We start from the raw sequence: 22229 nt of genomic DNA, 5'->3' as shown, positions 1-22229 counted from the left end.
GATTCTTTTTACTCTTAAAGCGAGGATGCTTGGCTTGTTTTTTAAAGAATCGGCCATAAGCAGTGGAAAGGTTCTTTAAACTGTTCTGCAAGGCAAACTTATCTGGTTCTTTGAGCCATGGTAACGCGTGTTTTAGTTGTGTCAAGGCTTTACTGCAGGTGTTATAGGTTAAGCCCTTACCGGTTTGTTGATACGTCTTTTCCCAAGAATCTAAAAAATGATTATAGACAAACCGGCTGCATCCGATGGATTTATTGATCAGAACGGCTTGTTCTTCCGTAGGGAAAAGCCGAAATTTAAACGCTTTTTGGATGATCACAGCCGTTCCTCCTCGTCTGCAAAAATAGTATCTTTATTATAGCGTGTATGTTCGCTTTTTGTAAAAAAAGAGCGTCCTTACTCATGACTGAAGTCACGAGTGTGCGGACGCAGGAAATCAATCGCCTCATTCTTTAACAAAAGCATTATTTGATGTGCATCAAGCATTCCTTGAGCGGTTAGTCCCCTTGTTCGTTCATTTCGATCATTTTTCGGTGATTCACCATGCCGAACCATATAAACAACTGTTTTCATCTTAGCCTCGCATTTTGTGGTTGACCTAGTTTAGAAATCATACGTTCGACAATCGCTTCGGAGGTCAATAATCCCTCCTGTTTTTCAATTAAGATTTAACCGATTCTTCCTGTTCGGCTTGATACGCGGCAATTGCTTCCATAAACGCTTGTCCGTATTTTTCCAACTTCTGCTGACCGACACCTTTAATCATTAGGAAATCGTGATCGTTCGCCGGGAGTCGCGCACTCATCTCGCGCAATGACTGATCGGAGAAAATGATATATGGCGGAACAAATTCTTTTTGCGCCAGTTCTTTGCGCACCTGTTTCAATGATTCGAAGAGCGCATCGTCCACGGCTAAACGTTCCGCGCGCACGCGTCCTTTTTTGAGGACCTTTGCCTCGCCCTTAAGCACCGGCAGCGACCGTTCGCTCAGGGCAAGGACCGGGAAAGCACCGCCCTGCTGCATCAAATATTGCTCAGCAGTCAGAAAATCGATAAATTCACTGATTTGCTTCTGCGTCTGTTCCTTCATAATGCCATAGGTTGGAAGCTGATTGAGCCGGAATGACAAGACCTTCTGATCCGCCGCACCGGCAAGTACCTTGGCAACCATTGTTTTACCGTACCGCTCACGGAGCCTTTTTACACAGGACAGCACTTTTTGCGCGTCGACGGTCACATCCGATTTGTCGCGTGTGTCCAGACAATTGCCGCAATGTCCGCACGGCTCGGGATTCCGCTCACCAAAATAGCGCAGGATATAGCCTTGAAGACAGGTTTCCGTATGGCAGTAACCGATCATTTGATCCAATTTATGGTACTCTGCCTTCTTCAGTGCGTCATCCATTTCAGACTGATCAATAAAAAACTTCTGCAGCCGAATATCCTGCGGCGCAAACAAAAGAATACAGTCACTTTTTTCGCCGTCACGTCCCGCGCGCCCCGCCTCCTGGTAATAGGCTTCTATGTTGCGCGGCATATTGTAGTGAATCACAAAGCGGACATTCGATTTATTGATCCCCATTCCAAAGGCGTTGGTCGCGACAAGAACCGTCAAGTCATCGTAAAGGAACCGTTCCTGACTGGAGGCGCGCTCCTGTTCAGAAAGACCAGCGTGGTAGCGCCCAACAGCGAGCCCATTCTGCGCGAGCCTGGCGTAAAGCCGATCTACCTCCTTACGCGTCGCCGCATAAACAATCCCCGGCTGATCGCGGTTCGTCTTCAAATAATCAAGCAAAAAGGTATCCGCGTTCTGCCCACGAATCACCTGAAAGTTCAAATTTTCACGTGCAAAACCCGTTGCCACCACTCCGTCAGCCGCAATTCCCAGCAACTGGCGAATATCTGCTGTTACGTTCGGTGTGGCTGTTGCCGTCAGAGCAACAACCGTAGGCTTCTGTTCAAATCGAGTGATCATCGCTGGTATGGATCGATAACTCGGCCGGAAATCATGCCCCCACTGCGAGATGCAGTGCGCCTCATCAATGGCGATGAGTGATACACGCATGCGTTCCAGAGCACGAACAAAATCCGGAACTTCTAATCGTTCCGGCGCAATGTAGACCAGCGTATACTCGCCCCTTGACGAAGCAGCGAGCCGTTCTTTCCCTTCCGAAAAACTCAATGAACTGTTTATGTAAGTTGCGTGAATGCCCGCGTTTTCAAGCGCGTCGACCTGATCCTTCATCAAGGAAATGAGCGGCGAGATCACGAGTGTCACTCCTGAAAAAAGCAGTGCCGGAATCTGATAACAGAGCGATTTTCCGCCACCGGTCGGCATGATGCCGACCGTATCCTGACCATCCATCAACCGAGAGATGATTTGATCCTGCCCTTTTCGAAATTGATCATAGCCAAAATATTTTTTAAGCGCTTGATGAGCTGCGTCGACCATCAATGAAACCACCTTTTCGTCCAATAAAAACTAGTTTAAGTTTATCATAAAAAGAAGCGACAAAAAGACATGTTTGCGCATTGAAGGTCTGACCTATGATTAACTGCACTATAATGAAATGACCCATTTATGTATGATGTGCCCCTTCCGCTTCGCTCACAGCTCAATATCCGCCTGAGCTCGTGTATCCGCACGGAGCACATTGTGCATCATGCGCAGCGCATAATCATTGTCCTCTTCAACGTTCGACGCGCAGCAGTCCTTAGGAACAATAAGCTTGTAATCCCGCATGTACGCATCGTTCGCTGTAAAGAGCACACAAATATTCCCGGCAACGCCGGTAAGAATGAGCGTTTCGGCTCCCAGATCGTGTAAAAGTGCGTGAAGCGGTGTCGCGAAGAATCCGGAATGCTTCGGTTTAATAATGAAATAATCGGAGGAAGCAGGAAGAATTTGACGAACAACTGACGCTCCCGGCCCCTTCATCGCTTCGCTGATCAGGTAATCGCGATCCGATTCCCATCTGCCCGAATTGTCATTGACAAAGATGATGGGGATGGTTGATTGCCGCGCGCGAGCAATCAAATCGGCAAGTGGCCCAACCATTTGTCTCATTTCATTCAGTAAAAGATCCGCTCGACTGAACTGAAGCGGATTGATCATATCAATGATGAGCAATACCTTGTCACTTTTCACAACATCGCCCTCCTCTGCCCATTCATTATTGCCAAACAGGGTAGACGGCATTCGAGCTTGTCCTCATCGAAATTAATGAAACAAAATCCTTCCTGATTCATATGCTGATGTTAGCGAAACATTCAAGAGGAGGAATGGATGATGGACAACAAAGACCATCAAAAACCTGAGCAGCCGGTAAGGAGAAATTTAATGAACGATCTTGACGCGTTTTTCCAGAGCAATCCTTTTGGTGATGTGCTCAAATCGATTGATGATTTCTTCAGCAATCACTCATTCGCCGGATTTCCGGTCAGGCTCTATGACACCAAGAATGAATGGGTGGTTGAAGCTGAGCTGCCTGGAGCTGATCGTAAAAATATTCACATCGAACTCCTTGGCGATAAGGTGAAGATCGCTGTGGAAAATGACCTGGAGATGGAGTCGCAGCATCAAGAAACCGGTGCGTACAGCCATGAACGCCGCTTTGATCATGCCGAACGCGTTGTGACTTTACCGTACACGATTGATCGGTCCCGCACTCAGGCTTCTTACATCAACGGGATTCTTAAAATCCACGGGCCAAAATCTCCAAAAATCGGCCACAATCTTTCCATTAATTAAAAAGAGAATCGGAGAAAATGATATTCCCGGTTCTCTTTTTTTGCTATTTTATTTGAAAGATGCGACGAATCGCTCTAGACGATCCAAACCGTCTTTCAAAAGATCCATTGAGTATGCATAGGACAAGCGCAGGTAGCCTTCACCATAGGAAGAAAAAGCGCTGCCCGGAACCGCCGCGAGACGTTCCTTGTCAAGCAGCCGCAAAGCGAATTCCTCGGATGACAAACCGAATTTTTTAATGGACGGGAACACGTAAAATGCGCCTGACGGGCGTACCACATCAATTCCCATAGCCTCAAGACGGCTGATCACATAATCCAAGCGTTCTTTATACGCTTGCCGCATCGGTTCTGCGTCATCCTTCCCCACAGTTAACGCTTCAATAGCCGCATACTGGGTAATACTTGTGATGCACGAGATGCCGTATTGATGCACTTTAATCAGTTGATCGGCAATCGGCTTGTCCGCCAAAATGTAACCCATACGCCAACCAGTCATCGCATGTGATTTGGACAGCCCATTGATGACCAGTGTTTTTTCCTTCATGCCTGGGAATGTCGCAATTGAAACATGCTGCTGTCCATAGGTGAGTTCACTGTAGATTTCATCTGAGATGACAAATATGGATTTATTTTTTAACACTTTGGCAATTGCTGCGACCTCTGCTTCGCTAAGCACACATCCGGTTGGATTCGATGGGTACGGAATCACAATCGCTTTCGTTTTTTCCGTCAGATGTTCGGCAATTTGCTGCGCAGTCATTTTAAAGTCCGTCTCTCGCGTGTCAATGTAAACAGGAACACCGCCGGCAAGTGTGATTGGTGCGGCGTAACCCGGATAGGCCGGGCCCGGAAGAATAACCTCGTCACCATCCTCGATCAGCGTACGAAAAGCAAGGTCAATGGCTTCGCTTGCGCCAACGGTCGTAATAATTTCCGATTCTGGTCCATAATGCAGATCATATTTTTCTGCAACATAATCAGCGATTGCTTGTCGCAATTCAAGTAAGCCCGCATTCGCCGTATACGTTGTTTTATTTTGGTTGATCGCAGCTTTTCCGGCATCTTTTACATGCTCCGGTGTGGCAAAATCCGGCTGACCGATCGTCAGCGATACTGCCCCCGGATAATCTTTAACTTTATTAAAAAATTTCCGGATGCCGCTGATCTGAATCGCGCGGACTCGTCCGTTCACTAATTGTTCCATAGATGACATAACATTCACACACTCCCCGTAAAATACAGAAAAAGCCCGCGCGTCTTGATTCACGCGAAGGCTTCGGTTTTCCTGACTGTTAATCAGTAACCACTGCTTTTTCTTCTATTTTTGTTTTCTCTTCTGACTCTGCTTTTACTTTTGTTTTTTTGACTTCTTTATTTTCAAATTTAATCTCTTGGGTCCATCCTAATTTATCTTCTATTTTCCCGGTTTGGATGCCCGTCAGTGTGTCATACAGTTTTTGCGACAGCTTGCCTGTTTTTCCATTGGCGACCTTAATCACATGATCTTCCCATTTTAAGAAACCAACGGGTGAAATAACGGCTGCTGTACCCGTGCCGAAAACTTCTTTAAGCTTCTGCTTTTCCGCCTTCTTAAACAATTTATTCACGGAAATTTTCTTTTCCTTGACGGTTACACCCCAATGTTTCAGCAATCCGATTACAGAATCACGGGTTACGCCAGGAAGAATGCTTCCGTTCAGTGCCGGTGTCCAGACCTCATCATCAATTTTGAAGAAAATGTTCATACTGCCGACTTCTTCAATATATTTATGTTCCACACCGTCCAGCCACAGCACCTGATCAAAGCCCAATTCTTCCGACTTGGTCTGTGCCTTCAAACTTGCTGCATAATTTCCCGACGTTTTCGCATAGCCGACGCCGCCTTTTACCGCGCGGACATATTCGTCTTCAACATAGATCTTTACCGGACTCATGGAATTACCAAAGTAGGATCCGACAGGGGACAGAATGATTAACAGTTTGTACGTTGCAGAGGGATGCACGCCGAGTGCAGGATCTGTGCCAATGATGAACGGCCGGATGTAGAGCGATTGCCCGGGTTCGGAAGGAATCCATTTCTCTTCAATTGCGACCAGTTTCTTGATCGCTTTAATCACGAATTTCTCATCAATCTTCGGGATGTTAAGCCGCGCGCATGACTGATTCATCCGTTCCATGTTCTTGTCCGGACGGAACAGCAAGACGCGCTTGTCTTCCGTTCGATATGCTTTTAAGCCTTCAAACACTTCCTGACCATAATGAAAAATTGTTGCGGCAGGATCAAGCGAAATCGGGCCATATGGAACAATTTTCGGATCATGCCATCCTTCTTCCAAAGAATAGTCCATCTCGAACATGTAATCGGTAAAATACTTGCCAAACCCCAGCTCGCCGGCATTAGGCTTCGTTTTCAATTGATCTGCTTTTTGAAACGCGATCGACTGCCCCATGTTTCGAATCCTCCTAAAATTTGTTTTCCTAGTTTGATTATAGCAATCCGTTTCGTAACGCGCTACAATCCCCAGACAAATCGTGCAAAAGCAGCGAGTTCCATACCAAATTTGTTCATTGTTTTTTATTATTGTTTATGTTTGTCTTCATTACTATTCGATGCTTTGTTGGATTTTCTTGAATGCTGTTTATTTATGTAAAAAGGGGTGCAATTAAAGTGTAAAAAAAGTAATTCAAAACCCTTCTCTTGTTGGGCTGATCCTGCTACAATGTTCTGGTTGACTTAGGAACGCACGTGAACACGTGACAACCTTCTTTATTATTCTTTATTTCTGAAAGGAGCGCCATACCATGCGCCAATTTACCTTTGCCTCTTGTGCTCTTTATTTTCTGACCGGACTGACTGCTATTTCAATCGGATCTGTGATGCCTGAACTGTTGAACTATTACCATGTTTCTTACACGATTGGCGGAAGGCTGATTTTCGTTGGCGCGATGGGATTTCTTGCAGGCGTTCTGCTCACTTCATACCTAAATCGCCATTTCCATCCGAAACCGCTCTTAACCATTGCCGCCCTTGTGATCGCCTTTGCCCAGTTCAGCATTCTAATGCTCCCGCCGTTTCCGCTGTTTATGGCTCTCTATTTCATTAACAGTGTTGGATCAGCCTCGATCGGCATTGTTGTCGCTACGATGTTCATTGAGGTATTTATCGGCAGACAAGCGGTTGCGATGAGTTATTTGGAAGTATCATTTGGGCTCGGCGCCTTCACCATGCCGCTGCTTGCAAGCTTCTTTATCGCACACGGCATCTGGCGTTACCTGTTTGTAGTCACCGCTGTACTCGCAGTCGTACTTGCCGTTGTTTGGACACGAATTTCCTACTCGAAACAAATGGTGGATACCAGCGAACCGCTAGATGCTTCCGGTTCAAGCGACGCTCAGCGACCGCTGAGCGCGCACTTGAAATGGATTGTGCTTGGACTGTTCGGTTTCATCGTATTCCTGTACGGCGGATTTGAAGGCAGTTTAAACAATTTCATGTCGTCGATTTTTATGCAGTATCTGAACCAAGCCGCGTATTACGCTTCAATCAGTGTCGGCATATTCTGGGGTGCAATGGTTATTGGGCGCGCGGCAACTGCAATAATCATCCGCAGGCTTACCTACAGTACCTACTTGCTGATGAGTATATGCGGCTCGATTGTTTCACTGCTTTTGTTTATTTTTCTAAAAAACGCATTGATGGGTTATGTCTTTGTCGGCACGCTGGGACTGATGATGTCCGGCATCTATTCCATCACGCTTGTCTATGCGAACTATTCCATTCCGAATAGCGCGCATTTGGTCACACCGGTCATCTCCGGATTGTCCGGACTGGGTGCCGCAATCTTTCCGGCATTTACGGGATTCGCTATCGACCGCTCCGGCATGACCGTAACCCTGTGGTATATCGTTGGCATCGCTATGACCTACCTGATCTTTTTGCTTGTCATTAATCGACTACGCAGCGGACGTCCTTTAAAAATCACCAAGCACTTACGACGCGCGTATTCCGATTTCGCGGCGCGACGCCCCCGTTTTCGTTTTAAATAATAATTATTAATATAAGCCCATTCGGAACGAATCCGCATGGGCTTTTTGGTGTGATGAAATTTCGTCAATCATTGCATCTCTTTGAACAATGAATAAACTAGGCGTATAGAGGTCAGGGGGGAGCGATCAATGAACGAGCAAATGCTGGAGGCAGAATACACATTAATCAACGCGCTGGGCACAATCAGCGCGGCAATCAGCGCAACCCCAAGTGTAGCAGTCCCCGAGCATCTAAAAAATGGACTCGGTATTACCGGCAATACGCTTCAGGCAGCCGGAAGCGCACTAGACGCAACTATAAACGACGGACTGGACGCGATCGGCGGTGGCACCCAAGCCTTTGGCAACTCACTGGTTATCTATGGATTAATCGCCCAATGTTCTGACGAAGAAAATCTCCGCACAATCACGATCGGCAACTCGCTTCAAGCGCTTGGCGGCTCCCTTTCGCTATATTCGGATCTGGAATCAGAAGAGCGGAACCGTGCTGTTGCCCTTTCCATCATCGGCAATCTTCTGCAAATTGCCGGCAACTCGCTCCAGGCTGTTTCTACCATTTTTCAATTGAATCAAACGGTTGCTGAAACAAAATCAGACCAAATTAACACAACAGGAAGCTGGGTGCAAGCCCTAGGCGCATCGCTGTCTTTTTTGGCTGCATTTGATCGAGTAGAGATTGATGGGGATGAGACATTTAGGTGAACCATCTAGGTTGGAAAAATTTAACATGCGAAAAAATTAAACGTTGATCAGCTTACTCTTTTTGTCTGCAACATGCTGAACAATTTTTCAAACACACACGGAACAGCATAAAACAGAATTACTGTAAAAAATCGACTATCTGCATTTCCAACAATAAATAACGCGTACAACGTTATATTTGCAAACACTTCCACGATTGCATAGGTTTTGACCTTTACTAAACGCGACGGTTCAACGTTAGCTAATTCAACCTGAGTGATGATTAACGTTAAACTCGATTTAAAGTTCCCAATAAATATATGTATTAACGCTACGATCTGAATAATTGCCAAGATAATGAATATCAAAATTAAAATATAGTTCAGTACTTCATGCATGAATATCCCTCTCTACCATTTTTCTATTAGCCTTTTACAATTTCCGTTCACTTGATTTTAAATGTAACAGTGTCGGTAGAAAAGCAAGGGCAATAAGGATAATCATAACAATATCCGGAATTCTCGTACCCGTTACACTGTTAAAACAGACCAGTGCAATCGCAAGCAGGACCAACGCCAAGTTAACATATTTTTTTAGAGAATTCCCCTTAAAATCAGGCGTGTAAATGATGAAAACCATCAGAAAGAAAGTTAAAAAAAAGATAACAAACATGCAGATGTCTTCCTCTCAATCTAAATTATCCAATCTTTTCAAAATCACTTTCCATGGCGAATTGGTGTTTTTGAGGTCAATAATTTAAATAACCCGTCATCATCGATGATATTTATTGCTACAACCTTGCCATTACTAGTGGTGTTTATATCCCCAATAATGGTTGCCGCATTTGTTTTGCCATTTTTGGTGTAGTCCACATCGAATTTGAATGTGTACTCTCCGAATTTAGCTTTCCGCACGTTGATCGGCATTGCTGCTTTCAATTGATAACCAGCCATGAATGCAGTTTGCAGCCAAGTGGTTCCTTGATTCGAATTTATGAAATCCTGAAGATACCTTTTCGCGATGAGGGACTTATACTTTCTTTTAAATAGGGAGTCAATGCTTGAGGATCTTTTGTCACCTGTATCTTATACAATTTCTTTTGTTCTTCATCTGGACCGGTGAATATACTTTTCAAAACAGTTCGGATTGTTTCTTCACTTTTACTATTATCATGCCGACTCGTGTCTCCACTTGAACAACCGACAACGAAAATCAATAAAGATGCTAAAATTGCCAATTTGAGTAAAACACTTTTCATGAATTAGATCCTCCTTGCTTTCAGAAAAAGTTAGATATGAAGAAAATTGGTGGATGTAATGGTAAAAAAAGCTGCATGTTGAATCTTAGGTGTGGGCAATAGCAGATGAACAGATCGGATCAAAAAAACATGGTTATCGCAGAAAAGATTTAAGCTGGGGTTCGGTTTATTGCTGTTTTTGTGATGGGTCTTACAGAATATCTTTCTAAATAATAGCATTATAGGCAATAATAAGTAAACTAATCAATGTAAGGTGATTCGATGAGTGAGCAATTGTATTTACACAGTCCTACACTTTATGAACTCGATTATCGGCAAAAAATACTCGCACAGCCGGACACGATGTCATACAACAAAGGCTACGACCTACAGCTTGACAATTATGATCAGAAAACCGGATGCATCGATTTTAAAAAAGACTATTGGGCAGGCTGGCATTCACGATGGTGCGGCCAAGCAACAAAGCGTTATTATGCGTATATCGTTCGAAAAGATGATCAGATGCCTATAGGTGATGCATCCCTGCGCTACGATGAAGAACAACAGGCATACTGTGTCAGTTTAGTTATCGAGGCCAAATATAGAGGTTATGGATATAGTGAAGAAGCGTTACGTTTACTGCTTGATCTGGCATTTAATCAGTTAGATGCAGAAAAGGTATACGATGATTTTCCTAACACAAGAGTACCGGCAGAAAAAGCATTTCACAAAGTGGGTTTCAAAAGAATTTCTAATGACATTGTCGAGCTGACCAAGGATGATTATTGTAGTAAAAATTAATCCAACCGGCACATAAAAAATACAGCTAATTTTTTACCCATGCAGACATTCCGTAATTCACCTACACAATTCATGACAAAGAAGTTTTTTCTGCTCTATAATTAAGGAAAATGACTACTGCGTAGTTGACGTGAGATGCGCAGTAAACCTATAAGAGAAGGAGTTGACCGTCTATTGAAGTTCAACCTAACGAGGGAAAAGTTGAACCGAACACGATCAAAGTCGAACCGAACGCGACCAAAGTCGAACCCAAGAGCGGAGAAGTCGAACCCAAGACCAAAAGTCCAACCTAACGAGTGAAAGTTAAACCCAATTCTTGGAAAATTCAACCTAAGAGAGAAAAAGTAGTAACGAATTCCTAGACTCGTATCGAACCGAAGGAAAATCGTAACGAAAGACCTCAAAATCGTAACGAACTCACAGAAAGTTGTAGCGAATTCCCTAACTCGTAACGAATTTGCTGCGCAGTCTGTCCTTATTGCGCAACAAAAACGTCCTTAGAAAACAACTTTATTATTCAGGAAAGAACCTATTGCTATACATTGGCATGTATCATTGTTGCCAGCGGAAATTGAATCCCTTGAAGATTCAATTTGCTCATTCTACTTTCTTACCTTGAGATATCGTTTCAGTTCTTCATAAAAATTTTCACGCGAGCCAAACATAATAATCACAACAAGTTTCCCATTTCCGTCTTCTTCAAGTCGATATGCGAGCTCGTAGTTTATCCCTTTGTTATACAAATCCAATGATTGATATCCGACTAGATCACCTTTTTTCGACTCACCAATCGATGGATCATGACGAATTGCGTCTACAGCATCTCTGATTTGCTTATAAAAGTGTTTGTCCTGTTTTCTAATTTTTTTTAGTGTTCGTCCAGCCTTTGGCTCAATTCTGACATTTAGCATCGATTTTAGTTATCTTCCTCTTCTTCAGGAAGTTTATCTAAGTATTCGTCCAAAGACATGTCTGGAGTCATGATCGGTACCTTTTTGGCTTCATTTGTTTTATCTTCGAGCATTTGTTTCAGCGCACTTGGAATCTGGCTTTTTAACCGTGAAAATTCTGTAATCAGCTTTTGCCCTGTAAGTCCTTGATGGACAAGATCACTTAATAGTTCTTCGCTGAAATCATATCCTTCGTACGGCTTACTGGGCTTAATAATAATTCGTTTACCTATAGGATCAAATTCCAGCAATGCTTCATTGGAAAGTCCCGCCTTTGCAAAAAGATCAGCCGGAATCGTCAGTTGGTGCTTGCTCGATATTCTAACTCGTCTTGGTTCTACTGAATCCACCATTTTTGACGTATGCTCCTTTGGTGTTGCCGTTGCTTCCATAGTATGCCACTCCCCTTCCCAAAGATACATGTTTTTTACATTTTTACATTTTTACATTTTTACATTTTTACTTTCTATATAAAGTTTAAGCCTTAACATCCTACTCGTCAATCTGAATGGCTAGATCTGCAAAACATCGTTCATGAAAAGTCTCGTCCATCTCTGTATAATAGAGACAACTTGTCGAAATGAGATGTGAGCATGATGAACCCATTAACCGAAGAGGCACACCGCCGCCTGATTGAGACTGCGCGTAAAAAAGAGGCGGCATCCTTGTATTTTCCGGATGCCTCTGTGCTTCATGTCTATTCAGGAATCGTCCAAAAAGAAAATGTATGGATCAGTGGCGACCGGATTGCCTATGTCGGTCCGGATGAACCGCTGATCTCAGAAAAAACAGAGATTTACCATTTAAAAGAGAACCAGGTGATGGTGCCCGCCTATATCGAACCCCATGCTCACCCGTTCCTGCTCTATAACCCGCTCACTTTAGGCACTTATCTGACAGAGAAAGGAACAATGATCTCGGTCAATGACAATAGTTTCGCATCTGGGCATTTAAACGAGGAACAAATGCGTGCCTTTGTTGAAGAACTGGATCAAACAGGACGCCACACATGGCTTTGGTGGGCTTATTTCGAAGAACATCGCCCCGCAACCCGCGCGCTGGAAAAGTGGCTGGATCACCCATATGTAATGCAGGGAGGCGAGCTCAGCCACTGGCTGCCGTTCAAATTGGGTTCTCCTGATTTGTATGAGAAACTTTTCGCAGTCAGGTACTCTGGAAAACGGATGGAAAGCCACCTGCCCGGCTCGTCGGTCACTACATTAAACCTGTTCGCGTCCGCCGGCGTTTCGGCCGACCACGAATCGATGACTGCGCGTGATGTTATCAATCGGCTGAATCTCGGCTACTACACGGCGATTCGTTATTCGTCAATCCGTCCTGATCTTCCGGAGATCATGTGTGGATTAGCGGAACAACCGGGATTTGATTTATCCAAATTAATGTTCACCAATGACGGTGCGTCACTGCCATTTTTAAATCGAGCAACACACGCGTCGATGATCAAGCTCGCGATGAAAAGCGGAATTTCGGCTCCGGACGCGTATCGCATGGCCACCTTGAATCCCGCTGTTTACTACCGCATGGATGACACCATCGGAAGCATCTCCCCAGGAAGAATTGCGGACATCAATATCATCGAACGATTGGATGATCCGGAACCGACAAGCGTGCTCTTTGAAGGAAAATGGCTTGTGCGTGATGGGGAAAAAGTGGCGAAACCAGCAAGCTTTGCATTCGAACCTTATTTCAATCAAGCGAATCTCGCACATTTGCCGGATGAATGTCCCATTCATGAGACGACGTCCACTGGTCTTGAACTCCAGAACAGCGTCATCACCCGCCCGTACAACTTTGACCCGAACAGCGCTTTAGCGGAAAACGAGTGTTATTTAACGTATCTTTGCCGGACAACAGGCGCGCATCTAAGCACGCGAATCAAGAACTTTTCGCATTCCCTCTGCGCACTTGCAAGCACTTATTGCGCCTCCGGGGATATTTTGATTATTGGACGAGACAGAAAGGCAATGGCGCATGCTTACCAAACGATCCGTAATGGGTTCCAGGGTATCACCGCGCAATTTGATGAAAGCGGCGCATTCTCGATTAATCTCGATCTACTTGGTGTCATGAGTAAAAAGTCGATTAACGCACTGAGTTCCGAGGCCGAGCAATTCATCGAACACATGAAAAAGAACGGATTCGCCTTTGACGATCCGTTCTTCTGCCTGTTTTTCCTGACCGAACTGCATCTTCCTTTTATTCGTCTTACGTCAAAAGGAATCATCGAGATCAAATCAAACGAGATTATCGCTCCAACAATTAATAGTTAATTTTTTCCAAATACAGTCCGCAGGCTTCGGCCATGCGGCCTGTTTGTATGCGTTCATTTGACGCAAGAATTTGCGGGATCGCGGCTGCGTCAATCGTGCCGAGTCCGACCTCGATCAATGTACCGACCATTTTCCGCGCCATGTTGTAGAGAAATCCGTCGCCTGTTAATCGAATGTCGATGAATCCATCATACGCATCAATCGTTATCGCAGAAATTGTCCGTGTCATCGACTTTTTCTTTGATTTTGCGTTCGCGTAAGCAGTAAAATCATGTGTACCAATGAATGCTTCACTTGCCTGCTTCATCAGTGCCACATCCAGATTTTCAGCAACATGCATGCTGTATTTTCTCATAAAGGGATTGCTGATCGATCCGTTCCAAATTTTATATAAATAGGTCTTTTCCTTCGCATTATAGCGAGCGTGAAAACGTTCGGGTACACGTGACACGTCAATCACGCTGATATCCTGAGGCAGCTGATGATTCAAGTGCGTATAAATATCTTCCTCAGTCAACAATTTCTTCGTTTTAAAATTAGCAACCTGGCCTAGCGCGTGAACACCGGCATCTGTTCTGCTGCAACCGACGATCTCAACTGGTTCGCCGGCGAGCATCGTAAGTGACTGTTCGATTTTTCCTTGAATCGTATTCTTATCATCGCCTAGCCGTTGCCATCCTTTATAGCGGCCGCCGTCATACTGAATTGTTAATTTATAATTGTTCATGTTTGCTCCCTCTGCGATTTCAATGGTAACCGGCTCTCATGCTCGGTCTTCCGCATTGTCCCCCAATATCAACCTCCTGTCAATTTTCCCCCATTAGCGTCCATTTCTAAGTAAGCTCTTTAATCGGAAAAGCCTATGAGTTGTGCTACAATATGGATGTTACTTTTGTCAAAACGGTGACAAATTAACCTATTTCTGAGAAAGCCAGGTGAACTTATGTCCTCAATTGAGTGGCAAAAAGTGAAAGACTATGAAGATATTCTCTTCGAAACCTATGAAGGAATTGCAAAAATTACAATTAACCGACCGCATGTCCGCAATGCGTTTACACCGAATACAGTTGTTGAAATGATCGATGCATTTGCTTGGGCACGTGATGATGCATCGATCGGCGTCATTATCCTTACCGGTGCCGGTACAAAAGCGTTCTGCTCCGGCGGCGATCAGAAGGTGCGCGGCAACGGCGGTTATGTTGGAAAAGACAATATTCCGCGCCTGAATGTTCTTGATCTGCAGCACTTGATTCGAATCATTCCAAAGCCGGTCATCGCGATGGTTGCCGGCTACGCGATTGGCGGCGGAAATGTGCTCCAGGTCGTGTGCGACTTAACGATCGCTGCGGATAACGCAATCTTTGGCCAAACAGGACCAAAAGTCGGCAGCTTTGACGCAGGCTACGGTGCAGGCTACTTAGCGCGCATTGTCGGTCACAAAAAAGCACGTGAAATTTGGTACTTGTGCCGCCAGTATAACGCGCAGCAGGCTTTGGACATGGGACTTGTCAACACGGTTGTGCCTCTCGACCAGCTTGAAGAAGAAACCGTTAAATGGGCGAGCGAAATGCTGTCGAAGAGTGCCACAGCACTCCGATTCCTCAAAGCGTCGTTTAATGCGGATACGGACGGACTCGCGGGTCTCCAACAATTCGGCGGAGACGCGACGCTGCTTTATTACACGACTGACGAAGCGAAAGAAGGACGCGACGCCTTTAAGGAGAAACGCGATCCTGATTTCAGCAGATTTCCTAAGTTCCCATGATCTCGGAAACAAATCCGGCTATGCCGCAGTGGCTTAGCCAACGCGCGCGGCTGACTCCAAATCGGATCGCGTTCGAAACGAAGGATGAGCAGCTCACATTCAATCAATTGCTCGCGCGCGTCCGTCAAGCTGCATCAGCGCTTCGGTCAGCTGGGATTCATCCTTCTGATCACGTCGCGTCGCTTCAAGGCAACACACTCGCCTGTGCCGTCACGGTCCACGCACTCATGATGCTCGGTGCAGTTATGGTGCCTCTGAATACCCGATTATCGGTGGACGAGCTTGCCGGACAAATTCAGGACAGCGACTGCCGACTGCTGATTACGGATCAAAAGTTTGAACAAAAAGCATCGCAAGCCATCGGACGAATCAACTGCGCGCTCATTCATACAGAAAAGTGGACAGACTGCGAACCTTCGCCGGATGACTTCGATAAAGAAATCCAATTAGGCAATCCATGTACGATTATCTTCACATCAGGTACAACCGGACATCCGAAAGGCGTCGTGCTCACCTATGGGAATCACTGGTGGAATGCGAATGCATCGTTAATTAATCTCGGCCTTTCACCCGATGACAAGTGGCTGTGCTGCGTGCCGCTTTTCCACGTCAGCGGTCTGTCCATTTTAATGAAAAGTGTGATTTACGGCATGCCAGTGTATCTGCAGAAAAAATTTTATCCGCAGGGCGTCAATCAGTTAATTATGGACGGCGGTATCACACATATCTCTGTCGTCGCTTCGATGCTGCAGCGAATGATGGACGCACTCGGCAATCAAAATACTTATCCAAAAACATTGCGCTGCATCTTGCTCGGCGGCGGGCCTGTGCCCAAGTCACTGCTTCAGCGTTGTCTCGATCAAGAGATGCCCATCTATCAAACGTACGGCATGAGCGAAACTGCCTCGCAAGCGGTCACCTTGCCGCCTGACTATATGCTTGAAAAAGCAGGTTCGGCCGGACAGCCGCTTTTTCCGCTCCAAGTTCGCATCTCAGGGGCAACACCCCATGAGCCTGGAGAAATTTTGATTAAAGGACCAACCGTCTTCAGTCATTATTTAAATAATCCTGAAGCGACGCGCGAGGCTTTTAACGGTGAATGGTTTCATTCAGGTGATATCGGTTATCTCGATGAGGACGGATTTCTGTTCGTACTGGATCGCCGCAAAGATCTGATCATTTCCGGTGGGGAAAATGTTTATCCTGCTGAAATCGAATCCGTTTTAAATGGTTGCGCGGGGATTTCTCGCGCAGGAGTCATTGGCATTCCGGATACGCAATGGGGACGCGTTCCCATTGCTTTCGTCAGCCTTAAAGAAGGCGCAAACTTTTCTGAAACGGAATTAATCAACAGCTGCAAGGAACATTTAGCATCATACAAAGTGCCGAAACGTATTTTCACTCTGCCGTCGTTGCCTGAGAACGCATCGCATAAGCTGCTCAGGCGCAAGCTTTACAAGGACTATGAGAAAATGAATCGCGTCAAATGAAAACCGGGGATAAGCCCGGTTTTTTTTCAAGTTAAGAAAAGTTATTTTGCCCCCTGGGTACGACGATAAGAGGATGATTCCCAATCTGAACTTATCGGTTGGACGATCAGGTAAGCGCTCAACTGATAAATAGACGGAAAAATTACCCTTAATTAGAAAATGAGCGAAAAAATAGCTTAAATAGACGGAGAAATTCCGCTTATCAAATCGAAAAACGCGAAAATGGAGGGCTTTGCTTTGCATAACCGGAAAAATTACCCTTATTTACCGGAAAAACAAGCCCCAGAATGCATATAACCGGAAAATATCCGCTTATTTTACTCGTTTAAAATTAAGTCTTGTATGCAATGCGAAAACCAGCGCGTCCTGTAGAAGTAAGGACCGGGCTTACCCGGTTTTTTTTTATTGTCTAGGAAATTATAAAATATCGACTTATGGATAATAACCAGCGCACCGCCTATATAGGTACCTCCTGCGTAACCCAGAAGAAGGGTGTACCTTTTTTATTTTGACGACGGGGGCTCTCTAACCGTTGTGTTCTCACGGACAATGACTTCTATCTCGGCATGACATACCGGGCAGCGTACTTTTTTTACTGCCCACTCGCTTGAACGATGCACACAGATCTCCGCACTGCTTTGATAACCATTATAATGGCGACATGCATCCATAATGATCCCTCCCTTCATTATCTGCTATACCCGCATTAATCGGATTTTCATGGACAACAGGTTTATTCCCAGCAGTTCTCTTTTAAATAACATAAATACGCCATTAATTCCGCTTATTTCCTTTAAAAAACATTTATCTAGGCGTGTTATACTTTTACTAGATTGACAAAATTGACTGTTGCACGAGTCTTCCAAAAAGACTCAAATACTGCCTCAGTATCAATGAAAGGTGAGACTTATTGGAAAAAAGACAACTCAATCCTCGAATTCTTACGATCTGGCGCCAAAGAGCGATCATGACAAACATCATTTTCTGGCTGGGCATTGGCGGATTCATCACAAGTATTCTATTTTTTGACTGGCCGCATTTCCTGTTCTATATTGCCGGCGCACTTGCCGCGCTCAACATTCTCCAACTGATCCTTTATGTATTTATTTTTCCAAGCATTAATTACCGAACCTTTTTCTATGAAATCAGACAAGAGGATCTGTTAATACAAAACGGGATTTTTATTATTACCCAAACCGTTATTCCGTTTACGCGCGTGCAAAATGTAGAGACCAGCCAAGGACCGCTGCTGCGCAAGCACCGCCTAACTGCCGTTTCTGTTACAACGGCGGCAGGTGAGCATGAAATTCCGGCTTTGGAAGAGTCCGACGCGCTCGCTCTTCGCGACCAGATAGCCGAGCTGATCAAGGAGAATCCTGCCAATGAAATCTAACGGCAAGCATCTCCATTTCTTCGCCATAATCAGTGATGCCGTCTCAACACTGTGGAGCATCATCGTTCCGCTTGGCTTTGGCTTTGCATGGGGGATGCGTCATCTCGGCCAAATTGCCGGCTATGCTCTTATCATTCTGCTTGTTATTATTGTCTTCAACTTTTTTAAATGGCTGCGATTCAAGTATGAGTTCATTGATGATCAATTTCATATTCGTTCAGGGGTTCTCGTGCGCAGCGACCGCTACATTCGCATTCAGAGAATTCAATCGGTGCAGATCAAAACAAATCTGCTACTTCGTCTGCTCGGCGTAGTTCAATTAAAATTCGACACCGCAGATCAAGCGTCCAAAGGCGACATGGTCCTCTCCGCGCTCAAGCTGGAGGAAGCGGAACGAATCAAGGCGGAAGTCAGCCGCGGAAAAACGCAGAAGTCGATCATCTTTGCTGTAGAAGACCCTACCGAAGCTCCAAAGGTCGTCGATGATTCACCAAAAAAAGTCTACGCGCTCTCCGGAAAACGGCTGCTTGCCGCCTCGCTGCTTACGTCCAAAGTCGGTGTCGTGCTTGCGGCAGTATTCGGTCTTTGGTCTCAAGCAGATGACTTTATACCCGACAGCATTCAAGGGCGATCATTAAGCTACCTGGAACACGCTTCGCTTGTCGGAATGGTCATCATCATTGGAATGGCTATTCTTATGCTCTGGTTTGTTTCTTTAGTCAGCGCGCTGCTTCGATGGGGGTTTTTCAAACTATCCATACATGAGGGAGAATGGCGCATCCACCGTGGTGTGTGGGAGACAAGTGACGAAACCTATAAAACCGATCGCGTTCAAGCGATACGTATCAAAGAACAATGGGTGCAACAATTGTTTGGGTGGTGTACGGTCTATGCCGATTGCAGCGGCAGTATTGATTTGGAGAAAAGTGATGGCGGATCGGTACTCGTCTTTCCGCTCCTTAGGAAAAAGGAATTGCCTGATTTTCTTGAAACGGCCATTCCCAGGTTTGCCGGGCCGATCAAGCACCATCCATTGCCCGTGCGCGGTACGCTCTATCGCATGATCCTTCCGGCACTTTTTTGGATTGCCCTATGCTGCACGCTTACTTGGCGCTTGGATTGGGGCAAGTACACACTTATTGCTTTGCCGTTCATTCTCGCCTATTTCTGGTTTAAAAATCGCTCAGAGGGCTGGGCACTCATGGACAAGCGGCTCATTGTTATTAATCGATGGCTGACAAAAACAACAACTATTACGAGAAGAAACCATATTCAATCGTTTGCAAAAAAACAGTCGCGTATCCAAAAGAAGCTTAATCTATCCACATGCGCGGCAACCATTCGCGCATCTACTGCGGAAAGCATTACGATTCGTCAGCTCGATGAACAGGATGCGGACAAGCTCCTTCAATGGTTTCGTAAGAAATAAAAACAGCTTGCGCTTCGATTAGCGCGAGCTGTTTTTCTCTTTTTCTAATGAAAGATCTGGCTCATCGATGGAAACTTGCCAATTGATCGGCGCTTCGCCAACCGATTCCAAGTACTGATTAGTCCGCGAAAATGGATGGCTGCCAAAGAAGCCGTGCCGAGCAGAGAACGGGCTTGGATGCGTCGATTTTATAATAAAGTGTTGCTTATTCGTAATCAGCTCTTCTTTTGCCTGAGCATTCCGGCCCCACAAAATGAACACGATCGGCTGCTCGCGATCATTAAGGTCACGGATCACAGCATCGGTAAATTGTTCCCAACCCATGCCTTTATGTGAATTCGCGGCGCCGCGCCGAACGGAAAGAACCGTGTTCAGAAGCAATACGCCTTGACGCGCCCATTCAATCAAGCATCCGTGTTTTGGAATCTCACAGCCAAGGTCATCCTTTAATTCTTTGAAAATATTTTGCAGCGACGGCGGCTGACGAACCCCTGGCATGACGGAAAAACTGAGGCCGTGCGCCTGTCCCGGTTCATGATAAGGATCCTGACCCAGAATTACTACTTTTACTTTTTCATAGGGGGTGTAGTTGAGCGCGTTAAAAAGATCATACATATCCGGATAAATGGTCTTACTTGAATACTCTTCCTTTAGAAAGCCGCGCAGCTTCTGATAATAATCCTTTTCGAATTCCGGCTTCAGCAAAGGATTCCAATCATTTTTCAAAATGTGCTTTTCCACGTTCGCGCACCTCTCTCATTTAGATGAATGGCAATCGCCAACTATTTTTTCTCAATAAACGATCTTCCAATTATGGTCAACGGTCGCTTTGATTACGTTCTTCTCGAGCACTTCGTTTGCGATCAGCTCTGTCACGTCAATCGGAATATCTTTGATGACCGTCTTGTTGCAGAACATGAAATAATCACCGCCGCCGACCGCTCGGTAATTGTTCATCACCACATCGTACAGTCCGTCCATTTTTACCGGAGCCCCATGATAGTCCAACTTCGTGATACGGTGTCCTGCCGAACGCGAAATATCGATAATATAGTCAATGCCTTCCCACATATCATAATTATAATGCTGAGGCTTCGGATTCGTAAACGCATCGCTGACCTCAATCGAATCGCCGGCATATGTTCTGAAATAAGACGCCGAGCGTTCAAGAGCATCAAGCATATCCCGTCCGCTGATTCGAAGCACACGCAACGTATTCGGATAAATATAGTTTGCGACGATATCTCGCATCGTGACATTAGCCGGCATTCCCGGAGACTCGTTATTGAAAAGAGCGGTGGAACTGATATCCGCGCCTGAGGCTTTCATTTGCAGACGATTGATAAATTCGATCAGCGGATGATCCTGCGTCCGCACCTTCATCGGATCATGCACAAGCATGTCGCCTTCGATCTTGCCAAGCGGCTGGTCAAGCCAAGTTTGCGCATCTTTTTCATACCCATCAACAGTTCGAAGCAACGCAACATCTGTCTCAACATCATTCACCGGAAGAAGCTCAGTCCTTCTGTTTATAATCCGCCAATTCCCCTGGGATTTTTCCAGTTCAAGCGTCACCTTGCCGAGATGTGTACCGTTGCAGCCCGGCTGGATCACAGCGATTCCGTTAATGGTTTCGCCTGCAATCAACCGGTGCTGATGCCCGGTAAGCAGTACATCGATACCCGGGACGTCCTGACAAATCCGATATGCCTGATTTTCACCTTTAAGCTCTTCAATCGCATCACCGGTTTCCAGATCGCGCCCGAATCCTCCATGGTACGACACTATAACAACATCTGCTTTTTTTTCATTTCTTAAGAACGGCACCCACTTGTTTGCCGTATCCACAGGATCTTCAAAATGCATCCCTTTAATATTTTCAGCTTTTTCCCAATTTGGCACATATTTTGTCGTCAATCCCAAGACTGCAGCACGCAATCCCTGGTCAAAATCCTTGATGATATACGGCTTGCCAAAGAACGGTTCACCTGTCGATTCATCGACAATATTGGCGGCAAGCCATGGGAAGTCGGAGGAAGTGACCACCCGATCGAGCACATCTCGCCCAAAATTAAATTCATGGTTGCCAAACACAGCGCAATCATAACCCAAGCTGTTTGCAACAACAGCCATCGGGTTGGGACGCGTGTGGTCAAACCGCGCGTAATAATAGAGAAGCGGTGTCCCCTGTGTCATATCGCCGTTATCAATCAACAGCGTATACGGATTGCCGGCACGCTCCTTACGAATGAGCGTAGCAATTTTTCCCATGCCAACATCTTTCGGGCTATTATCCGCATAATTAATTGGGTAAATACTTCCATGTACATCGCTTGTCTCCAAAATAACCAGTTTCATTGTCTCACCATTCACCTCATTCCTCTATCATACT

At 45.4% G+C, this 22229-nt stretch carries 23 protein-coding genes and 1 pseudogene; 9 read left to right on the top strand and 15 right to left on the bottom strand.

Annotation, left to right across the window (positions count from 1 at the left end; genetic code table 11):
• The 4 genes and pseudogenes from BM003_RS15450 to BM003_RS15440 all read right to left on the bottom strand — a co-directional run.
• A partial coding sequence (locus BM003_RS15450) for a helix-turn-helix domain-containing protein (RefSeq protein ID WP_425441056.1) occupies positions 1-313 on the bottom strand: 313 nt, incomplete at its 3' end.
• A gap of 122 nt (positions 314-435) precedes the next feature.
• Positions 436-573, bottom strand: a pseudogene (locus BM003_RS17745) (histidine phosphatase family protein); the annotation flags it as partial.
• Positions 574-661: 88 nt separating this feature from the next.
• Positions 662-2452: a DNA helicase RecQ gene (gene recQ / locus BM003_RS15445; RefSeq protein ID WP_093674546.1), complete on the bottom strand. Its 1791-nt coding sequence runs from the start codon at positions 2450-2452 to the stop codon at positions 662-664.
• A 156-nt stretch (positions 2453-2608) separates the two neighbouring features.
• Positions 2609-3199: a cysteine hydrolase family protein gene (locus BM003_RS15440; protein ID WP_093674545.1), complete on the bottom strand. Its 591-nt coding sequence runs from the start codon at positions 3197-3199 to the stop codon at positions 2609-2611.
• A 90-nt stretch (positions 3200-3289) separates the two neighbouring features.
• Here BM003_RS15440 and BM003_RS15435 point away from each other — a divergent pair, with 90 nt between their 5' ends.
• Positions 3290-3751: an Hsp20/alpha crystallin family protein gene (locus BM003_RS15435; protein WP_245734310.1), complete on the top strand. Its 462-nt coding sequence runs from the start codon at positions 3290-3292 to the stop codon at positions 3749-3751.
• Between the two features lie 48 nt (positions 3752-3799).
• Here the strand turns inward: BM003_RS15435 and BM003_RS15430 are convergent, their stop codons facing one another.
• Both BM003_RS15430 and BM003_RS15425 read right to left on the bottom strand, forming a co-directional pair.
• A complete protein-coding gene (locus BM003_RS15430; protein WP_093674552.1) occupies positions 3800-4957 on the bottom strand; it encodes an aminotransferase A in 1158 nt (385 codons plus the stop codon).
• Between the two features lie 88 nt (positions 4958-5045).
• A complete protein-coding gene (locus tag BM003_RS15425) occupies positions 5046-6203 on the bottom strand; it encodes a branched-chain amino acid aminotransferase (protein ID WP_093674543.1) in 1158 nt (385 codons plus the stop codon).
• Between the two features lie 352 nt (positions 6204-6555).
• On the opposite strand from BM003_RS15425, the gene BM003_RS15420 reads away from it, so the two are divergent.
• Both BM003_RS15420 and BM003_RS15415 read left to right on the top strand, forming a co-directional pair.
• Complete coding sequence (locus BM003_RS15420) at positions 6556-7800, top strand: MFS transporter (RefSeq protein WP_093674542.1); 1245 nt, start codon at positions 6556-6558, stop codon at positions 7798-7800.
• A gap of 129 nt (positions 7801-7929) precedes the next feature.
• Positions 7930-8502, top strand: coding sequence for a DUF6944 family repetitive protein (locus BM003_RS15415; protein WP_093674541.1), 573 nt, complete (start codon positions 7930-7932; stop codon positions 8500-8502).
• A 411-nt stretch (positions 8503-8913) separates the two neighbouring features.
• On the opposite strand, the gene BM003_RS15405 is transcribed toward BM003_RS15415, so the two are convergent.
• Genes BM003_RS15405 through BM003_RS15395 form a run of 3 tightly spaced genes read right to left on the bottom strand, consistent with a single transcriptional unit; the run spans position 8914 to position 9739 of the window.
• Positions 8914-9153, bottom strand: a complete 240-nt coding sequence (locus tag BM003_RS15405; RefSeq protein ID WP_093674539.1) for a hypothetical protein — start codon at positions 9151-9153, stop codon at positions 8914-8916.
• Positions 9154-9197: 44 nt separating this feature from the next.
• Complete coding sequence (locus BM003_RS15400) at positions 9198-9434, bottom strand: hypothetical protein (RefSeq protein ID WP_093674538.1); 237 nt, start codon at positions 9432-9434, stop codon at positions 9198-9200.
• A 38-nt stretch (positions 9435-9472) separates the two neighbouring features.
• On the bottom strand, positions 9473-9739 hold the full coding sequence (locus tag BM003_RS15395) for a hypothetical protein (protein WP_093674537.1): 267 nt from the start codon (positions 9737-9739) through the stop codon (positions 9473-9475).
• A gap of 261 nt (positions 9740-10000) precedes the next feature.
• On the opposite strand from BM003_RS15395, the gene BM003_RS15390 reads away from it, so the two are divergent.
• Positions 10001-10519, top strand: coding sequence for a GNAT family N-acetyltransferase (locus tag BM003_RS15390; RefSeq protein ID WP_093674536.1), 519 nt, complete (start codon positions 10001-10003; stop codon positions 10517-10519).
• A 602-nt stretch (positions 10520-11121) separates the two neighbouring features.
• Here the strand turns inward: BM003_RS15390 and BM003_RS15385 are convergent.
• Together BM003_RS15385 and BM003_RS15380 are read right to left on the bottom strand one after the other, a co-directional pair.
• Positions 11122-11430, bottom strand: coding sequence for a type II toxin-antitoxin system RelE/ParE family toxin (locus BM003_RS15385; protein ID WP_093674535.1), 309 nt, complete (start codon positions 11428-11430; stop codon positions 11122-11124).
• A gap of 5 nt (positions 11431-11435) precedes the next feature.
• Positions 11436-11861: an AbrB/MazE/SpoVT family DNA-binding domain-containing protein gene (locus BM003_RS15380; RefSeq protein ID WP_093674534.1), complete on the bottom strand. Its 426-nt coding sequence runs from the start codon at positions 11859-11861 to the stop codon at positions 11436-11438.
• A gap of 204 nt (positions 11862-12065) precedes the next feature.
• On the opposite strand from BM003_RS15380, the gene BM003_RS15375 reads away from it, so the two are divergent.
• Positions 12066-13760: an adenine deaminase C-terminal domain-containing protein gene (locus BM003_RS15375; RefSeq protein ID WP_093674551.1), complete on the top strand. Its 1695-nt coding sequence runs from the start codon at positions 12066-12068 to the stop codon at positions 13758-13760.
• On the opposite strand, the gene truA is transcribed toward BM003_RS15375, so the two are convergent.
• Positions 13750-14487, bottom strand: coding sequence for a tRNA pseudouridine(38-40) synthase TruA (gene truA / locus BM003_RS15370; RefSeq protein WP_093674533.1), 738 nt, complete (start codon positions 14485-14487; stop codon positions 13750-13752). The genes BM003_RS15375 and truA overlap by 11 nt on opposite strands.
• Positions 14488-14703: 216 nt before the next feature.
• Between truA and menB the strand changes: the two genes are divergently transcribed.
• Both menB and BM003_RS15360 read left to right on the top strand, forming a co-directional pair.
• A complete protein-coding gene (gene menB / locus BM003_RS15365) occupies positions 14704-15525 on the top strand; it encodes a 1,4-dihydroxy-2-naphthoyl-CoA synthase (RefSeq protein WP_093674532.1) in 822 nt (273 codons plus the stop codon).
• A 20-nt stretch (positions 15526-15545) separates the two neighbouring features.
• Positions 15546-17015, top strand: a complete 1470-nt coding sequence (locus tag BM003_RS15360) for an o-succinylbenzoate--CoA ligase (RefSeq protein WP_093674550.1) — start codon at positions 15546-15548, stop codon at positions 17013-17015.
• A 503-nt stretch (positions 17016-17518) separates the two neighbouring features.
• Here BM003_RS15360 and BM003_RS17740 read toward each other — a convergent pair.
• On the bottom strand, positions 17519-17686 hold the full coding sequence (locus tag BM003_RS17740) for a hypothetical protein (protein WP_177184831.1): 168 nt from the start codon (positions 17684-17686) through the stop codon (positions 17519-17521).
• A gap of 239 nt (positions 17687-17925) precedes the next feature.
• Here BM003_RS17740 and BM003_RS15355 point away from each other — a divergent pair, with 239 nt between their 5' ends.
• Positions 17926-18408, top strand: a complete 483-nt coding sequence (locus tag BM003_RS15355) for a PH domain-containing protein (protein ID WP_093674531.1) — start codon at positions 17926-17928, stop codon at positions 18406-18408.
• Positions 18398-19837 carry a PH domain-containing protein gene (locus BM003_RS15350; protein ID WP_093674530.1) on the top strand — a complete coding sequence of 480 codons (1440 nt, stop codon included), beginning with the start codon at positions 18398-18400 and terminating at the stop codon, positions 19835-19837. Before BM003_RS15355 ends, BM003_RS15350 begins: the two co-directional genes overlap by 11 nt.
• Positions 19838-19855: 18 nt before the next feature.
• Here BM003_RS15350 and BM003_RS15345 read toward each other — a convergent pair whose 3' ends face one another.
• Both BM003_RS15345 and BM003_RS15340 read right to left on the bottom strand, forming a co-directional pair.
• Complete coding sequence (locus BM003_RS15345; RefSeq protein ID WP_093674529.1) at positions 19856-20578, bottom strand: uracil-DNA glycosylase; 723 nt, start codon at positions 20576-20578, stop codon at positions 19856-19858.
• A 51-nt stretch (positions 20579-20629) separates the two neighbouring features.
• A complete protein-coding gene (locus BM003_RS15340) occupies positions 20630-22195 on the bottom strand; it encodes a bifunctional metallophosphatase/5'-nucleotidase (RefSeq protein ID WP_093674549.1) in 1566 nt (521 codons plus the stop codon).
• Positions 22196-22229 lie beyond the last annotated feature (34 nt).

It is taken from the genome of Sporolactobacillus nakayamae (assembly GCF_900113325.1).
Taxonomy (GTDB): Bacteria; Bacillota; Bacilli; order Bacillales; family Sporolactobacillaceae; genus Sporolactobacillus; species Sporolactobacillus nakayamae.
Note: the sequence above shows the minus strand (reverse complement) of the source record. Positions and strands in the feature narration are given on the sequence as shown.

Bases quoted from the DNA above. Each gene is read 5' to 3' on its own strand.
- menB (WP_093674532.1), top strand. From the start codon at position 14,704: ATGTCCTCAATTGAGTGGCAAAAAGTGAAAGACTATGAAGATATTCTC.
- BM003_RS15440 (WP_093674545.1), bottom strand. From the start codon at position 3,199: ATGCCGTCTACCCTGTTTGGCAATAATGAATGGGCAGAGGAGGGCGAT.
- BM003_RS15425 (WP_093674543.1), bottom strand. From the start codon at position 6,203: ATGGGGCAGTCGATCGCGTTTCAAAAAGCAGATCAATTGAAAACGAAG.
- BM003_RS17740 (WP_177184831.1), bottom strand. From the start codon at position 17,686: ATGGATGCATGTCGCCATTATAATGGTTATCAAAGCAGTGCGGAGATC.
- BM003_RS15380 (WP_093674534.1), bottom strand. From the start codon at position 11,861: ATGGAAGCAACGGCAACACCAAAGGAGCATACGTCAAAAATGGTGGAT.
- BM003_RS15350 (WP_093674530.1), top strand. From the start codon at position 18,398: ATGAAATCTAACGGCAAGCATCTCCATTTCTTCGCCATAATCAGTGAT.
- BM003_RS15400 (WP_093674538.1), bottom strand. From the start codon at position 9,434: ATGGCTGGTTATCAATTGAAAGCAGCAATGCCGATCAACGTGCGGAAA.
- BM003_RS15390 (WP_093674536.1), top strand. From the start codon at position 10,001: ATGAGTGAGCAATTGTATTTACACAGTCCTACACTTTATGAACTCGAT.
- recQ (WP_093674546.1), bottom strand. From the start codon at position 2,452: ATGGTCGACGCAGCTCATCAAGCGCTTAAAAAATATTTTGGCTATGAT.
- BM003_RS15415 (WP_093674541.1), top strand. From the start codon at position 7,930: ATGAACGAGCAAATGCTGGAGGCAGAATACACATTAATCAACGCGCTG.
- BM003_RS15360 (WP_093674550.1), top strand. From the start codon at position 15,546: ATGCCGCAGTGGCTTAGCCAACGCGCGCGGCTGACTCCAAATCGGATC.
- BM003_RS15405 (WP_093674539.1), bottom strand. From the start codon at position 9,153: ATGTTTGTTATCTTTTTTTTAACTTTCTTTCTGATGGTTTTCATCATT.
- BM003_RS15420 (WP_093674542.1), top strand. From the start codon at position 6,556: ATGCGCCAATTTACCTTTGCCTCTTGTGCTCTTTATTTTCTGACCGGA.
- BM003_RS15435 (WP_245734310.1), top strand. From the start codon at position 3,290: ATGGACAACAAAGACCATCAAAAACCTGAGCAGCCGGTAAGGAGAAAT.
- BM003_RS15340 (WP_093674549.1), bottom strand. From the start codon at position 22,195: ATGAAACTGGTTATTTTGGAGACAAGCGATGTACATGGAAGTATTTAC.
- BM003_RS15430 (WP_093674552.1), bottom strand. From the start codon at position 4,957: ATGGAACAATTAGTGAACGGACGAGTCCGCGCGATTCAGATCAGCGGC.
- BM003_RS15395 (WP_093674537.1), bottom strand. From the start codon at position 9,739: ATGAAAAGTGTTTTACTCAAATTGGCAATTTTAGCATCTTTATTGATT.
- truA (WP_093674533.1), bottom strand. From the start codon at position 14,487: ATGAACAATTATAAATTAACAATTCAGTATGACGGCGGCCGCTATAAA.
- BM003_RS15385 (WP_093674535.1), bottom strand. From the start codon at position 11,430: ATGCTAAATGTCAGAATTGAGCCAAAGGCTGGACGAACACTAAAAAAA.
- BM003_RS15375 (WP_093674551.1), top strand. From the start codon at position 12,066: ATGAACCCATTAACCGAAGAGGCACACCGCCGCCTGATTGAGACTGCG.